At 70.9% G+C, this 13,938-nt stretch carries 12 protein-coding genes, 1 rRNA gene and 1 riboswitch; of the genes, 1 reads left to right on the top strand and 12 read right to left on the bottom strand.

The window, feature by feature from the left end:
* Nucleotides 1-2,886: an aminomethyl-transferring glycine dehydrogenase gene (gcvP, locus tag ABT403_RS35745; protein WP_344170827.1), complete on the bottom strand. Its 2,886-nt coding sequence runs from the start codon at nucleotides 2,884-2,886 to the stop codon at nucleotides 1-3.
* Nucleotides 2,887-3,082: 196 nt separating this feature from the next.
* Nucleotides 3,083-3,181: riboswitch (glycine riboswitch) on the bottom strand.
* A 112-nt stretch (nucleotides 3,182-3,293) separates the two neighbouring features.
* Here gcvP and ABT403_RS35740 point away from each other — a divergent pair.
* Nucleotides 3,294-3,647 carry a PRC-barrel domain-containing protein gene (locus ABT403_RS35740; protein WP_344170824.1) on the top strand — a complete coding sequence of 118 codons (354 nt, stop codon included), beginning with the start codon at nucleotides 3,294-3,296 and terminating at the stop codon, nucleotides 3,645-3,647.
* Here the strand turns inward: ABT403_RS35740 and ABT403_RS35735 are convergent.
* The 11 genes from ABT403_RS35735 to rrf all read right to left on the bottom strand — a co-directional run.
* Nucleotides 3,644-5,053, bottom strand: a complete 1,410-nt coding sequence (locus ABT403_RS35735; protein ID WP_344170821.1) for a DNA polymerase IV — start codon at nucleotides 5,051-5,053, stop codon at nucleotides 3,644-3,646. The genes ABT403_RS35740 and ABT403_RS35735 overlap by 4 nt on opposite strands.
* A 105-nt stretch (nucleotides 5,054-5,158) precedes the next feature.
* Nucleotides 5,159-5,797: a MerR family transcriptional regulator gene (locus ABT403_RS35730; RefSeq protein WP_344170818.1), complete on the bottom strand. Its 639-nt coding sequence runs from the start codon at nucleotides 5,795-5,797 to the stop codon at nucleotides 5,159-5,161.
* Between the two features lie 196 nt (nucleotides 5,798-5,993).
* Complete coding sequence (locus ABT403_RS35725) at nucleotides 5,994-6,467, bottom strand: bifunctional nuclease family protein (RefSeq protein ID WP_031149860.1); 474 nt, start codon at nucleotides 6,465-6,467, stop codon at nucleotides 5,994-5,996.
* A gap of 63 nt (nucleotides 6,468-6,530) precedes the next feature.
* Nucleotides 6,531-7,304, bottom strand: coding sequence for a transcriptional regulator FtsR (gene ftsR / locus ABT403_RS35720; RefSeq protein ID WP_344170813.1), 774 nt, complete (start codon nucleotides 7,302-7,304; stop codon nucleotides 6,531-6,533).
* 47 nt (nucleotides 7,305-7,351) lie between these two features.
* Nucleotides 7,352-8,230, bottom strand: a complete 879-nt coding sequence (locus ABT403_RS35715) for an FHA domain-containing protein (RefSeq protein WP_425580360.1) — start codon at nucleotides 8,228-8,230, stop codon at nucleotides 7,352-7,354.
* Between the two features lie 130 nt (nucleotides 8,231-8,360).
* On the bottom strand, nucleotides 8,361-9,185 hold the full coding sequence (locus ABT403_RS35710) for a DUF881 domain-containing protein (RefSeq protein ID WP_344170810.1): 825 nt from the start codon (nucleotides 9,183-9,185) through the stop codon (nucleotides 8,361-8,363).
* 5 nt (nucleotides 9,186-9,190) lie between these two features.
* The gene (locus ABT403_RS35705; protein WP_030010496.1) at nucleotides 9,191-9,523 is read right to left on the bottom strand and encodes a small basic family protein; all 333 of its coding nucleotides are present in this window, start codon (nucleotides 9,521-9,523) and stop codon (nucleotides 9,191-9,193) included.
* Nucleotides 9,520-10,425, bottom strand: coding sequence for a DUF881 domain-containing protein (locus ABT403_RS35700; protein WP_344170806.1), 906 nt, complete (start codon nucleotides 10,423-10,425; stop codon nucleotides 9,520-9,522). Before ABT403_RS35700 ends, ABT403_RS35705 begins: the two co-directional genes overlap by 4 nt.
* Nucleotides 10,426-10,548: 123 nt before the next feature.
* Nucleotides 10,549-13,047, bottom strand: a complete 2,499-nt coding sequence (locus ABT403_RS35695; RefSeq protein ID WP_344170803.1) for a sugar phosphate nucleotidyltransferase — start codon at nucleotides 13,045-13,047, stop codon at nucleotides 10,549-10,551.
* A gap of 101 nt (nucleotides 13,048-13,148) precedes the next feature.
* Nucleotides 13,149-13,739: a cardiolipin synthase ClsA gene (clsA, locus tag ABT403_RS35690; RefSeq protein WP_344170800.1), complete on the bottom strand. Its 591-nt coding sequence runs from the start codon at nucleotides 13,737-13,739 to the stop codon at nucleotides 13,149-13,151.
* A gap of 130 nt (nucleotides 13,740-13,869) precedes the next feature.
* Nucleotides 13,870-13,938, bottom strand: a 5S ribosomal RNA gene (rrf, locus tag ABT403_RS39110); the annotation flags it as partial.

Raw genomic sequence — 13,938 nt, 5'->3', positions numbered from 1 at the left:
TCAGTTGTCGTACTCGTCCAGCGGCGGGCAGGAGCACACCAGGTTGCGGTCGCCGAAGGCGCCGTCGATCCGGCGCACCGGCGGCCAGTACTTCTCGGCGGCGACGACGCCACCGGGGAAGACGGCCTCGTCGCGGGTGTACGGGTGGTTCCACTCGCCGCCCAGGGACGCCGCCGTGTGCGGGGCGTTGGCCAGCGGGTTGTCGTCCGCCGGCCACTCGCCGCCCGCGACCCGCTCGATCTCGGCGCGGATGGCGATCATCGCGTCGCAGAAGCGGTCGATCTCGGCGAGGTCCTCGGACTCCGTCGGCTCGATCATGAGCGTGCCGGCGACCGGGAAGGACATGGTCGGGGCGTGGAAGCCGTAGTCGATCAGACGCTTGGCGATGTCGTCGACGCTGACACCGGTCTCCTTCGACAGCGGGCGCAGGTCGATGATGCACTCGTGCGCGACCAGGTCGCCCGGGCCGGTGTAGAGCACCGGGTAGTGCGGCTCCAGGCGCTTGGCGATGTAGTTGGCGCCGAGCACCGCGACCTGGGTGGCGCGCTTGAGGCCCTCGCCGCCCATCAGGCGCACGTACGACCAGGAGATCGGCAGGATGCCCGCGGAGCCCCACGGTGCGGCCGAGATCGGGCCGACGCCCGTCTCCGGGCCGGCGGTCGGCTGGAGCGGGTGGTTCGGCAGGTACGGGGCCAGGTGCGCCCGGACACCGACCGGGCCGACGCCCGGGCCGCCGCCGCCGTGCGGGATGCAGAAGGTCTTGTGCAGGTTGAGGTGCGAGACGTCGCCGCCGAAGTGACCCGGCTTGGCCAGGCCCACCAGGGCGTTCAGGTTGGCGCCGTCCACGTAGACCTGGCCGCCCGCCTCGTGCACCTGGGCGCAGATGTCGGCGACGTGCTCCTCGAACACACCGTGCGTCGAGGGGTACGTGATCATGAGCACGGCCAGCTCGTCGCGGTGCTGCTCGATCTTGGCGCGCAGGTCGTCGGTGTCCACCTCGCCGTCGTCGGCGGTCTTGACGACGACGACCTTCATGCCGGCCATCACGGCGCTGGCGGCGTTGGTGCCGTGCGCGGAGGACGGGATGAGACAGATGGTGCGCTGCTCGTCGCCGTTCGCGCGGTGGTAGGCGCGCACGGCCAGCAGGCCGGCGAGCTCACCCTGGGAGCCGGCGTTCGGCTGGATGGAGACCTTGTCGTAGCCGGTGACCTCGCAGAGACGTTCCTCCAGCTCGCTGATGAGCGTGAGGTAACCGCCCGCCTGCTCGACCGGGGCGAAGGGGTGCAGCTGGCCGAACTCGGGCCAGGTGACCGGCTCCATCTCGGTGGTCGCGTTGAGCTTCATGGTGCAGGAGCCCAGCGGGATCATGCCGCGGTCCAGCGCGTAGTCCTTGTCCGAGAGCTTGCGCAGGTAGCGCAGCATCGCGGTCTCGGAGCGGTGCTGGTGGAAGACCGGGTGGGTCAGGTACGCGTCCGAGCGCAGCAGGCCCTCGGGCAGCGTGTCCTCGGTGGTGGCGTCCAGGCCCTCGATGTCGGCGGAGACGCCGAAGGCGGCCCAGACGGCCTCGATGTCGGCGCGCAGGGTCGTCTCGTCGCAGGAGACCGAGACGTGGTCGGCGTCGGCCTGGTAGAGGTTGACGCCGTTCTCGCGGGCGGCGGCGACGACCTCGGCGGCCTTGCCGGGGACCCGGGCGGTGACGGTGTCGAAGAAGGAGCCGTGCACCAGCTCGACCCCGCCGGCCGTCAGGCCCGCGGCGAGGAGCGCGGCGTAGCGGTGGGTCCGGCGGGCGATCGTCTTCAGGCCGTCCGGGCCGTGGTAGACGGCGTACATGCCGGCCATGACGGCGAGCAGCACCTGGGCGGTGCAGATGTTGCTGGTGGCCTTCTCGCGGCGGATGTGCTGCTCGCGGGTCTGGAGGGCCAGGCGGTAGGCCTTGTTGCCGTCCGCGTCCACGGAGACGCCGACGAGGCGGCCGGGCAGCGAGCGGGCGTGCTTGGCCTGGACGGCCATGTAGCCGGCGTGCGGGCCGCCGAAGCCCATCGGGACGCCGAAGCGCTGGGTGGTGCCGACCGCGATGTCCGCGCCGAGGGCGCCCGGGGAGGTCAGCAGGGTCAGCGCGAGCAGGTCGGCGGAGACGGTGACGATCGCGCCGAGCTCGTGGGCCTGGTCGATGACGGCCTTGATGTCGCGCACGGCGCCGGAGGCGCCCGGGTACTGCAGGAGCACGCCGTAGACGCCGCGCTCGGCGATCTCGGCGGGGATGCCCTCGGAGAGGTCCGCGACGACGACCTCAATGCCGATCGGCTCGGCACGGGTCTCGATCACGGCGATGGTCTGCGGCAGCGCGTCGGCGTCGATGAGGAAGACGTTCCCCTTGACCTTGCCCACGCGGCGGGCCAGCGTCATGGCCTCGGCGGCGGCGGTGCCCTCGTCGAGCAGGGAGGCGCCGGAGGTCGGCAGGCCGGTCAGTTCGGCGACGACCGTCTGGAAGTTCAGGAGCGCCTCCAGGCGGCCCTGGGAGATCTCCGGCTGGTACGGGGTGTAGGCCGTGTACCAGGCCGGGTTCTCCATGACGTTGCGCAGGATCACCGGCGGCGTGAACGTCCCGTAGTAGCCGAGGCCGATCATCGACGAGAGGACCTGGTTGCGGTCGGCGAGCGAACGCAGCTCGGCGAGCACCTCGGCCTCGGTGCGCGCCTCGGGCAGGTTCAGCGCTTCGGCGGTCTTGATCACATCCGGCACCGCGGCGGCGGTCAGCTCGTCGAGGGAGCCGTAGCCCACCTGGGCGAGCATCTTCGCCTGCGCCTCGGCATCCGGGCCGATGTGACGCTGCTCGAAGGGGATGCCCCGCTCGAGCTGGGAGAGCGGAATGCGGTTGGCGGTCATTACGGAGGCCTCCTGGTCGTATGACCTGCGAGGGGCACCACGGCGCGGGCACCCGGACGGCCTCCCCCTCTGTCATCTCAACCTGAGAGCTTCACCGGAGTCGTGGGGGTCGCCCGTCGTCCGGCTTTCACCGTCGGTGAGGAGTGGGGACCGGCACTGCGCGCCCGGGCACCCGCTCCTGCTTTCCAGAGTGGCCTCGTCGCGTGCGGTACGTATGCCTGAGAGATTCCGGGGAGGATTTGCTCCTTCGGCGCCTCCGTCGAGCTCACTCGGAGGACTCTCCCGCACAGGGTCAACAGCCGTCACCCAGCCTACCAGCGAGGATCTGGACCCTCCCTCGAGTGGCCCCCTATCGCAATATGCACTTTTGTAGTCATTACGGATGACTGCGACCACGTGGAGGGACCGTGCAGACCGACATCGATCCGCGCAGCCTGATCGGCCGCAAGGCGTTCGACCGGAACGGGGCCAAGATCGGCACCGTGGACGAGGTCTACCTGGACGACGCCACGGGAGTCCCGGAGTGGGCCGCGGTCCGCACCGGCCTGTTCGGGCGGGACGCCTTCGTCCCGCTGGAGCCCAGCGAGGTGGTCGGAGAGGTGCTGCGCGTCCCCTTCGACCGCTCCCTGATCAAGGACGCCCCCGACTTCGGCGTCGGCCGCCACCTCTCCCCGGAGCAGGAACTCCGGCTCTACCACCACTACGGCCTGGACGTCTCCCTGCCCGGCGAATTCCACTTCCCCCCGGCGGACAAAGGCTAGGGCTCCGGCCTTCCCACCAGCGGCAGCGGATCGGAGGCCTCCAGCTCCGGGTCGTCCATCTGGAACGTACGGACCCGCCCGGGCGGCGATCCGGGCTGCTCGAAGCGCACGGTCACCCGCCCGACCCCGCTGCCCTGCACCCACCCGGGCCCGTACACCGCGTGCCGCACGTCACTGCCCGCGGGCCAGTGCCGTACGACGGCGGCCTGCGGGTCCTCCCCGGCCGCCCCCGGCGTCCCCGGAGCCCCGGAGGACCCCGGGGCCCCTTCTGCGGCCCCTTCCGGCTCCGGGGTCCCGTCCGGCGGGGCGCCGCCCGGCTCCGGCTCCACCGCGCCGAGTGCCTGGGCGAAGAGGTCCTCCTGGGTGTAGTCCGCGAGCCCGCTCACCCCGACGCCCAGCAGCCGCACCCCGCCGGTGGTGTCCACGCCCTCCAGCAGCCGCGCGGCCGCCTCCCGCACCACCGCCGGATCGTCGGTGGGCCCGCGCAGGGTCTCGGAGCGGGTGAGGGTGGAGAAGTCGTAGCGGCGCACCTTCAGGACGATGGTCCGCCCCGAGTGTCCCGAGGCCCGCAGCCGGCCCACGCAACGGTCGGCCAGCCGCTGCACCTCGTAGCGGATCCGCACCCGGTCGTGCAGGTCCACGTCGAAGGTGTCCTCGACCGACACCGACTTCGCGTCCCGCTCCGCGACCACCGGCCGGTCGTCCAGCCCCAGGGCCATCCGGTACAGGCCGACCCCGTGGGCCCGGCCCACCATCCGCACCAGCTCGTCCTCGCCGGCCTCGGCCAGCTCCCCCACCGTGGTGATCCCGGCCCGGCGCAGGTGCTCCCCGGTCGCCGGGCCCACCCCGGGCAGGGTCCGCACCGGCATCGGGGCGAGCAGCTCCCGCTCGGTGCCCGGTTCGATCAGCAGCAGCCCGTCCGGCTTGGCCTCCTCGGAGGCCACCTTGGCCAGCATCTTCGACCCGGCCAGACCGACCGAGCCGCTGAGCCCGGTGGCGGCCGTGATGTCGGCGCGCAGCCGCTCGCCCGCGGCCCGGGCGCTCGCCGAGTCGAAGGCCGTCCCGCCCGCCTCCAGGTCCACGAAGGCCTCGTCCAGGCTGAGCGGCTCCACCAGCGGGGACAGCTCGCGCAGCAGGGCCATGACGATCTCGCTGACCTCGCGGTAGAGCGGGAAGCGCGGGATCAGGTACGCGCCGTTGGGGCAGAGCCGGCGGGCCTGGGCGGTGGGCATCGCCGAGTGCACCCCGAAGCGCCGGGCCTCGTACGAGGCGGTGGCCACCACCCCGCGCGGGCCGAGCCCCCCGACGATCACGGCCTTCCCGCGCAGGCTGGGCTTCGACGCCTGTTCCACGGAGGCGTAGAAGGCGTCCATGTCCAGATGCAGGATGGTCGGGGCGGTTCTCACGGCACCGATGCTGCCCTATGCCACTGACAACGCGGTGATCTTCCGTCCCCGCGCCCGGCGGCCGTGTGGGCCGGCCGCCGGCCCGGGTGCCAGTCGGCCCCGGTGTCAGCCGGCTCGGTTGCGGCGGGCGGCGAGCTCGTCGGCCGGGTTGTGGCCGACGACGGTCTCACCCGTGTCCACGCGCTCCCCGTGCAGCTGCGACAGGGCGTTCTCCACGTCCCGCCAGACCACCCCGACCGCGATGCCGAAGACGCCCTGGCCGCCCTGGAGCAGGCTCACGACCTGGTCGGGGGAGGTGCACTCGTACACGGTCGCGCCGTCGCTCATCAGCGTCATGCGCTCCAGGTCCGAGAAGCCCCGGCCGCGCAGGTGCTGGACGGCGGTGCGGATGTTCTGGAGGGCGACCCCGGTGTCCAGGAAGCGCTTCACGATCTTGAGGACGACGACGTCGCGGAAGCTGTACAGCCGCTGGGTCCCCGACCCGTACGCGGGCCGCACGCTGGGCTCCACCAGCCCGGTGCGCGCCCAGTAGTCCAGCTGCCGGTAGGTGATCCCGGCGGCGGCGCAGGCCGTCGGTCCGCGGTAGCCGACCTGCTCGGGACCCGGGGCGTCGTTCACCGGTCCGACCGGCGTCGACGCCGGCTGACGGTGCGCGGGACCCGCCCCGCCGCCGAGCAGCGGCGACGGACCGCCGTCACTCCGTACGGGGACTCCCCCGGTCGTACCGTCGCCCGTGATCCTCACGCCGACCCTCCGTCCTTGACCTGCCACCTTGAAGGTAGGCAGTGACCAGGGGTGCGTCAACGATCGCCACACTCGGCACGCCGAGTGATAATCACCCTGAGAGTGGTTTCCCGTACCCCTTTGCGGGGAAAGGCTACTCGAATGGGCTGAGAGTTCCCGGTGGACGACGCGGCCCGCACCGCGATCGTTTCCGGCCCTACTGCGGGCCCGTCCCGAAGTCCTCGGGAGAGATCTGGTCGAGGAACTCGCGGAACTTCTCCACCTCGTCCTCCTGCTCGTCGGGAATGGCGATTCCGGCGTCGTCCAGCACGCCGTCACTGCCGTAGATCGGCGTCCCCGTCCGCAGGGCCAGCGCTATGGCGTCGGAAGGCCGCGCGCTCACCTCGACGCCGCTGGCGAAGACCAGCTCGGCATAGAAGACGCCCTCCCGCAGATCCGTGATCCGGACCTCGGTCAGCTCCTGGCCCACCGCCTCCAGCACGTCCTTGAACAGGTCGTGCGTCAGCGGCCTGGCAGGGGCCATCCCCTGCTGCGCGAAGGCAATGGCGGTCGCCTCCCCAGGACCGATCCAGATGGGGAGGTACCGGTCGCCTCCCACTTCACGCAGGAGCACGATCGGCTGGTTGGAGGGCATTTCCACCCGGACACCCACAACGTCGAGCTCGTTCACACAGCAACCCTAGGACCTGCCCGGCAGGTTTGGGTAGTCGGGGCCCGGCACAGGCGTGCGCGTTCAGTGCAGCCGGACCCCGAGAGCGGCCTCCACGAAGGCCTCGTGGAGCCGTACGGACAGCCCCGCGAGCTCCTTCATGGTGGCCTCGGCGTGCGTCCTGGTCTGCGGATTGCGGTGCCGGCGCAGCGGCGCCACCAGCTGCTCCACCAGGCCGGCCTCCCGGTCGGCCGCCGCCTTCACGGCCCGCAGGTGGCGCGGCTCCAGCCCGAACCGGCCGAGATCGGCGATCAAGCGGGCCACCGTGACGGCCTCGGCGTCGAACCCGCCGCCCGGTGCCTCCGCGACGAGCCCGTACGACTCCCACTCGCCGAGCTGTGCCTCGTCCACCTCGGCGGCGGCGATCAGCTCGGCCCGCCCCACCCGGGCCACGGTCGGCCGCTCCGCCTCCGCCTCCCCGTACCCCGCGGTACGCGCGCCGCCCTCCACGGACTCGCCGTGCGCGGCCGGAGCCGGAATCCGGACCTGCTCGCCCCGGTCGAGCGCGTCGAGCTGCTCACGGATGACCTTCAGCGGCAGGTAGTGGTCGCGCTGGAGGCGCAGGATCCGCGCCAGCCGCTCGACGTCGTCCGTACTGAACTTGCGGTACCCGGAAGGCGTGCGCCGGGGCTCGACGAGCCCCTCGGCCTCCAGGAACCGGATCTTCGAGATCGTCACTTCGGGGAACTCGTCACGCAGCATGGTGAGCACCGTGCCGATGCTCACCAGCTGCCCGGCCGAGCCGGCGGTGCCGGCGGCGCCCTTCTTCGGGGCGCCGCCGGTCGGGGTGCGCAGCATGGGACCTTCCCTCCGGAGGTCCCCCCGGAGGATCTCCGGGGGTGGGGTCAGACGCCCCGCAGGCTGGCGTAGAAGACCAGCCGGTACTTGCCGATCTGCACCTCGTCGCCGTTGTGCAGGGCGACCGAGTCGATCGGCTCGCGGTTCACGTACGTGCCGTTGAGGCTGCCCACGTCGGCGACGGTGAAGCCGCCCTCGGGGCCGCGGCGGAACTCGACGTGCAGCCGGGAGACGGTGACGTCGTCCAGGAAGATGTCGCTCTGCGGGTGACGGCCCGCCGTGGTCAGCTCGCCGTCGAGCAGGAAGCGGCTGCCGGAGTTGGGTCCGCGCCGCACGATGAGCAGGGCGGAACCGGGGGGCAGCGCCTCCACCGCGGCCTGGGCCTCGGGCGAGAGCGAGGGCGAGACGTGCTGTCCGGTCGCCTCGGCCTCATAGGCCTCCAGGCCCGAGATCGAGATGGTGGACGTGGTCTCCGAGGCGCGCTCCGGCGTCAGACCGGCCCGCAGCGGCGCCCCGCAGTTGGAGCAGAAACGGCTCGCCGCGTCGCTGCGGTGCCCGCACCTGCCACACGTCTGCTCGGCCGGCATGGACGGCTCCTCGCGCCGCGGCTGGCCCGCGGAGACGTTGGTGGCGTACGGGTCGGGGGCAAAGCCGCCGCCCGTACCGGAGGTTGACGGTTCTCCGAAACCTATGCGCCCCGCAGCCGCGGGGTCGCCGGACGACGCGCCGCCTCCGGGGCCGGCCACCTCGTCACGGAAGAGCGGCCGGTCTCCCTGACCCTCTCCCTCGCCGTGCCCCGCACGGTGACGTGCCGTACCGCTTTCCTCGCGGTTCTTCTTGCCGAACAACTTCTCAAACAACTTCACGGGCGATTCCCCTTGACCGAAACAGACCCGCCCGTGGGGCAGGACGAACTCCGCATACACACACCTGCCGACCCGGACATTCTGACAACGTCCGTAACCACCAGACAGTTTCCACCACGCACCGCGACTTCGGTGCGTCGACCCCCCGCAGGCGTCAGCCCGCGTGGGACCCTTCCCGCTGCGCCCCGTCTCACTGCGATGACGACCGAGCGTAGTCAGGCTGCTTCGCAGCCCGCAAGGCATCCACAACGATCTTCGCCGACCGTGTGACGGCGACCGTGGCCTGTTCCTTCTCCATGGTCTGTACGACACCGCCCGGAATGTTGAGCGCCGGCTCCAGATCCTGTGGCTTGCCGATCACCTTGAACTCATAGGGCTGTGTGATCTTCTTACCGTCGATCGCGACCCCGCCGCCCTCGTCCGAGAAGTACGACCCCGCCACGACCCGCACCCCGTTGATCTGGATCGCCTCGGCCCCGGCGGCGCGCAGCTCCTGGAGGGTGTCCAGCAGCTGGTCGGAGCGCACCAGGCCCTTGGCGTCAGTGATCTTCAGCGTGATGCCGGGACCCTGTGCCGCCACGGTACCGGCCAGGATGCCCAGTTGGCGCTCCCGCTCCAGGGTCTGCTTGCGCGCCTCCTCGGCCTGGTTGGAGCTGTTCTGGAGCTCCTTGCGCTGGTCGTCCAGCTTCTGCTTCTCGTCCTCCAGGCGCTTGGTCCGCCCGTCCAGCTCGTCCAGGATCCGCACCAGGTCCTCCTGGCGGGCACCGCGCAGCGGTGCGCTGGAGTCGCTGTTGGAGCGCACCTGGATCGCGAGGCCGAGGCCCAGGACGAACAGCAGCAGCGCGACGATCAGTTGGGCGCGGCTGAACCGCGGCGGCCACAGGCCCGCCGCCAGCCGCTGCCGTCCGGTCTGCTCCGGCTCCGGGGCCGGGGCCGGGGCCGGGGCCGGGGCCGGGGCCGGGACGGGCACCGGCTCGGGCACCGGCTCCTTCTGCGGGGTGTCGTCCGTGCTCATCGGCCTCACGCCCGGAAGACGTGCCGGCGGATGGCCGCCGCGTTGGAGAAGATCCGGATGCCGAGGACGACGACCACGCCGGTCGACAGCTGCGAGCCGACGCCCAGCTTGTCGCCGAGGAAGACGATCAGGGCGGCGACGACCACGTTCGACAGGAAGGACACCACGAAGACCTTGTCCACGAAGATCCCGTCCAGCATCGCGCGCAGGCCGCCGAACACCGCGTCCAGGGCCGCCACCACGGCGATCGGCAGATAAGGCTCCACCACGGCCGGCACTTCGGGGCGGACCAGAAGTCCGGCCACCACTCCCGCCAGGAGGCCCAGTACCGCGATCACGACGCACCCTTCTTCGGCTCTTCTGCGGTAGCCGTCCGCACGGTCAGGCTCGACGCGGCCGGCAGCTTCACCTCGTCCACCGGGGACAGGCTGTAACGGATCCCGTAGCTCTCCTGCAGTACGTGCAGGTACTGCCCGTCCACGGAGTCCTGGAACACGGTGCCGAGCCGTTTCTTGTCCCCGATCGCGAGGACCTCGTACGGCGGCACCAGCGGCCTGTTGTCGACCAGTATCGCGTCACCGGCCGCTCTGATCGCCGACAGCGCCGTCAGCCGCTGTCCGTTGATCGAGACGGCCTCCGCCCCGGACTGCCAGAGCCCGTTGACGATCCGCTGCATGTCCCGGTCGCGCACCCGCCCGGTGTCCGAGAACCCGGCGCTCTCGCGCGGGCCGCCTCCGCCGCCCGACGAGGACCCCTTGGCATCGTCCACCACAAGCTTGACGCCGGGGCCGTGCACTTCGGTTGCACCCGACAGCAACGCCGTGAGCTGGGCCTGCCGGCCGCCCGGCTGCTTCAGCGCCTCCCGCTGGCGGTCCGCGACCTCGGTCCGCAGCCGTTCGACGTCCCGCTCCAGGGTGTCGGCGTGCCGGTCGGCCCGCTCGACCCGGTCGATCAGCTCCTGGCGCTCCTTGGCCAGCACCGGCGCCGCCACCCGGGCCTGAGCGGCACCGAGGGTGACGACCATGGCGGCGAGGACGAGCCCGGCGGCGAGCGCCAGCTTGGCCTTGAGCGTGCGCGGCAGCCCCGCCGTACCGTCCTGCGCCCGCCGGGCCGAGGCTTCCGCATAGCCCTCGTCGAGGCTGTGGTCCATCACGTGGGTCAGCAGCGACATGGACGCGTCCGGGCGCGCGGGCGGCGTGGCCGAACTCCGGTTGTTGGGCGCCTGCGACATGCCGCACATCGTCGCATGTCGGCCCCGCCCATTCCCAATGCGCCCTACCGGCGGGCCGGGGCGGGTGACTCCCCGCGCCCGGCCCGCCGTACTCCTGTCCCCGTCCGTACGCCCGTACGGACGGGGGCGGGCTCAGTGCTGGCCGGCTCCGTCGACGACGGCGGCCCACTCGTCCAGCAGGGCCTGCGCGGACTCGTCGTCGGGGCCCTCGGCCCACAGGTGGGTGACCGCCTCCGCCGGGTCCGGCAGGACCAGCGCCCACCGCCCGTCGGCCTCGACCACCCGCACGCCGTCGGTGGTGTCCACCTGCCGGTCGCCGGCCGCCTCCACGACCCGCCGCATCACGAGCCCCTTGGCCGCCCACGGGGTCGGCACGTCCCGCTTGAGCACGTGCGCCCGCGGGATCCGGGAGTCGATCTGGCTCAGCGTGAGCTGGGTCCGCGCGACCAGCCCGATGAGCTGGACGAAGGCCGCCGATCCGTCGAAGACGCTGCTGAACTCCGGAACGATGAACCCGCCCCGGCCGTCGCCGCCGAAGATCGTGGTCTCCTCGCGGCCCACCCGGGTCAGGTCGTCCGGCGAGGTCGTCGTCCACTCCACCTGGGTGCCGTGGTACGCCGCCACCTGCTCGGCGACCCGGGTCGTGGTCACCGGCAGGGCGACCTTGCCGCTGCGCTTCTCCGCCGCCACCAGGTCGAGCAGGACGAGCAGCGCCCTGTCGTCCTCGATGATCCGTCCCCGCTCGTCCACGAGGGAGATCCGCTCGCCGACCGGGTCGAACCGCACGCCGAAGGCCGCCCGGGCGGAGGCCACGATCTCCCCGAGCCGCACCAGTCCGGCACGCCGGGACTCGTGGCTCTCGGTCGGCCGGGACTCGTCGAGTCCGGGGTTGATCGTCAGCGCGTCCACCCCGAGCCGGCCGAGCAGGCTGGGCAGGACGAGCCCGGCGCTGCCGTTCGAGGCGTCCACGACCACCTTGAGGCCGGAGTCGGCGATGCCGGTGGTGTCCACCCGCCGCAGCAGCGAGCCGGTGTACGAGTCGAAGACGCTCGACGGGAACTGGAGGTCGCCGATCTCCCCGGGGAAGGCGCGGCGGTACTCCTGACGTGCGTAGACGCGGTCCAGCTTGCGCTGCTGCGCCTGCGAGAGGTCCGCTCCCCGCTCGTCGAGGAACATGATGTCCACCGAGTCCGGCACCCCGGGCGAGGTCCGGATCATGATCCCGCCCGCGGCGCCGCGGGCCGTCTGCTGACGGGCCACGGGCAGCGGGACGTTCTCCAGGTCGCGGACGTCGATGGCGCTGGCCTGGAGCGCCGAGATCACGGCGCGCTTGAGCGCTCGGGCTCCTCGGGAGTGGTCACGGGCCGTGGTGACGATCGCCCCCTTCTTGAGGGTGGTCGCGTAGGCCCCGGCGAGCTTCACCACCAGCTCGGGGGTGATCTCCACGTTGAGGATGCCGGAGACCCCGCGCGCGCCGAACAGGTGGGCCTGCCCGCGCGACTCCCAGATCACCGAGGTGTTGACGAAGGCGCCGGCTTCGATCGTCTTGAAGGGGTAGACGCGTACGTTGCCCTGCACGATCGATTCCTCACCGACGAGGCACTCGTCGCCGATGACGGCGCCGTCCTCGATGCGGGCGGCCCGCATGATGTCGGTGTTCTTGCCGATGACGCAGCCGCGCAGGTTGCTGTGCGGCCCGAGGTAGACGTTGTCGTGGACCACGGCCTTGTGCAGGAAGGCCCCGCTCTTGACGACCACGTTCGATCCGACGACGGTGTGCTCGCGGACCTCCGCCCCGGCCTCGACCTTGGCGTAGTCCCCGATGTACAGCGGGCCGCGCAGCACGGCGTCCGGGCTGACCTCGGCGCCTTCGGCGATCCACACCCCGGGCGAGATCTCGAAGCCGTCCATGTCGACCTGGACCTTGCCCTCGAGCACGTCGGCCTGTGCCTTGACGTAGCTCTCGTGGGTGCCCACGTCCTCCCAGTAGCCCTCGGCCACGTAGCCGTAGATCGGCCGGCCCTCCTTCATCAGCTGCGGGAAGACGTCACCTGACCAGTCCACCGAGACGTCGGGGTCGACGTAGTCGAAGATCTCCGGCTCCATCACGTAGATGCCGGTGTTGATGGTGTCCGAGAACACCTGTCCCCAGGTCGGCTTCTCGAGGAAGCGCTCGACCTTCCCCTCCTCGTCCACGATGGTGATGCCGAATTCCAGCGGGTTCGGCACCCGGGTGAGGCACACCGTGACGAGTGCGCCCTTCTCCTTGTGGAAGCTGATGAGGTCGGTGAGGTCGAAGTCGGTGAGCGCGTCGCCGGAGATGACCAGGAAGGTGTCGTCCTTCAGGGCCTCCTCGGCGTTCTTCACGCTGCCGGCGGTGCCGAGTGGCTTCTCCTCGTTGGCGTAGGTGAGCTCCATCCCGAGCTCCTCGCCATCACCGAAGTAGTTCTTGACGAGTGACGCCAGGAACTGGACTGTGACCACGGTCTCGCTGAGCCCATGCCGCTTGAGCAGCCTGAGCACGTGCTCCATGATCGGCCGGTTCGCCACCGGCAGGAGCGGCTTGGGCATGCTTGAGGTCATGGGGCGAAGCCGCGTTCCTTCGCCACCGGCCATCACGACGGCCTTCATGTCGGAAGAGTCCTCCTAGAGAGATGACGGTCTGGCCGACCTCACCCACCCCGAACGGATACTCCGCTACTCCTCCGCGTCAGCACCGGCGCCGAGTGAGCTCAATCGGCCGTGGCGTCCGCCTTCACCAGACGGCGGACTTGCACCACGTAAAGGATTCCTGCCCACCAATAGAGCGTTGTACCCCATCCTGCGAACGCCCATCCGAAAACGGACGCCATCCAGGCCAACCACCCCGTACCGTCACTGAGCAGGAGCAGTGGGAAGGCGTACATCAGGTTGAAGGTGGCGGCCTTGCCGAGGAAGTTGACCTGGGGCGGCGGATAGCCGTGCCGGCGCAGGATCCACACCATGACCAGCAGCATTGCCTCACGGGCCAGCAGCGCCGCGGTGAGCCACAGGGGCAGAATCCCCCGGTAGGTGAGTCCGAAGAGCGTGGTCAGGACGTAGAGCCGGTCGGCGGCGGGGTCCAGGAGCCGGCCCAGTTTGCTGATCTGGTTCCAGCGCCGCGCGAGTTTCCCGTCGAGGTAGTCACTGACGCCGCTCAGCATGAGCACGAGCAGTGCCCAACCGTCGTGCTTGGCCAGGATGAGCCAGAGGAACAGCGGCACGCCGACGAGGCGGGCCATGCTGAGGATGTTCGGAATGGTGAAAATTCGGTCAGTCTGGACCCGAGTCTCCTGGACCTCCACCCGGGGGCCTCCACTGTGACTGTAGAAATGTCGAATCTATGCTCCCCTGACCCTACAGGAGTCCCCGGGCGGCCCCGGAACGCAGAAAAGCCCCGCACCATGAATGGTGCGGGGCTTTCCCACAATGATTGTTCGGCGGCGTCCTACTCTCCCACAGGGTCCCCCCTGCAGTACCATCGGCGCTGAAAGGCTTAGCTTC

The organism is Streptomyces sp. NPDC000075 (genome assembly GCF_040301925.1).
In the GTDB taxonomy this organism is placed as follows: domain Bacteria; phylum Actinomycetota; class Actinomycetes; order Streptomycetales; family Streptomycetaceae; genus Streptomyces; species Streptomyces polychromogenes.
The sequence above is the reverse complement of the archived record's forward strand: the minus strand, read 5'-3'. Positions and strand labels throughout refer to the sequence as shown.

Excerpts from the sequence above, each read along its gene's own strand:
- ABT403_RS35700 (WP_344170806.1), bottom strand. The coding sequence starts at position 10,425 with ATGTGCGGCATGTCGCAGGCGCCCAACAACCGGAGTTCGGCCACGCCG.
- ABT403_RS35710 (WP_344170810.1), bottom strand. The coding sequence starts at position 9,185 with ATGAGCACGGACGACACCCCGCAGAAGGAGCCGGTGCCCGAGCCGGTG.
- ABT403_RS35695 (WP_344170803.1), bottom strand. The coding sequence starts at position 13,047 with ATGAAGGCCGTCGTGATGGCCGGTGGCGAAGGAACGCGGCTTCGCCCC.
- ftsR (WP_344170813.1), bottom strand. The coding sequence starts at position 7,304 with ATGCTGCGCACCCCGACCGGCGGCGCCCCGAAGAAGGGCGCCGCCGGC.
- gcvP (WP_344170827.1), bottom strand. The coding sequence starts at position 2,886 with ATGACCGCCAACCGCATTCCGCTCTCCCAGCTCGAGCGGGGCATCCCC.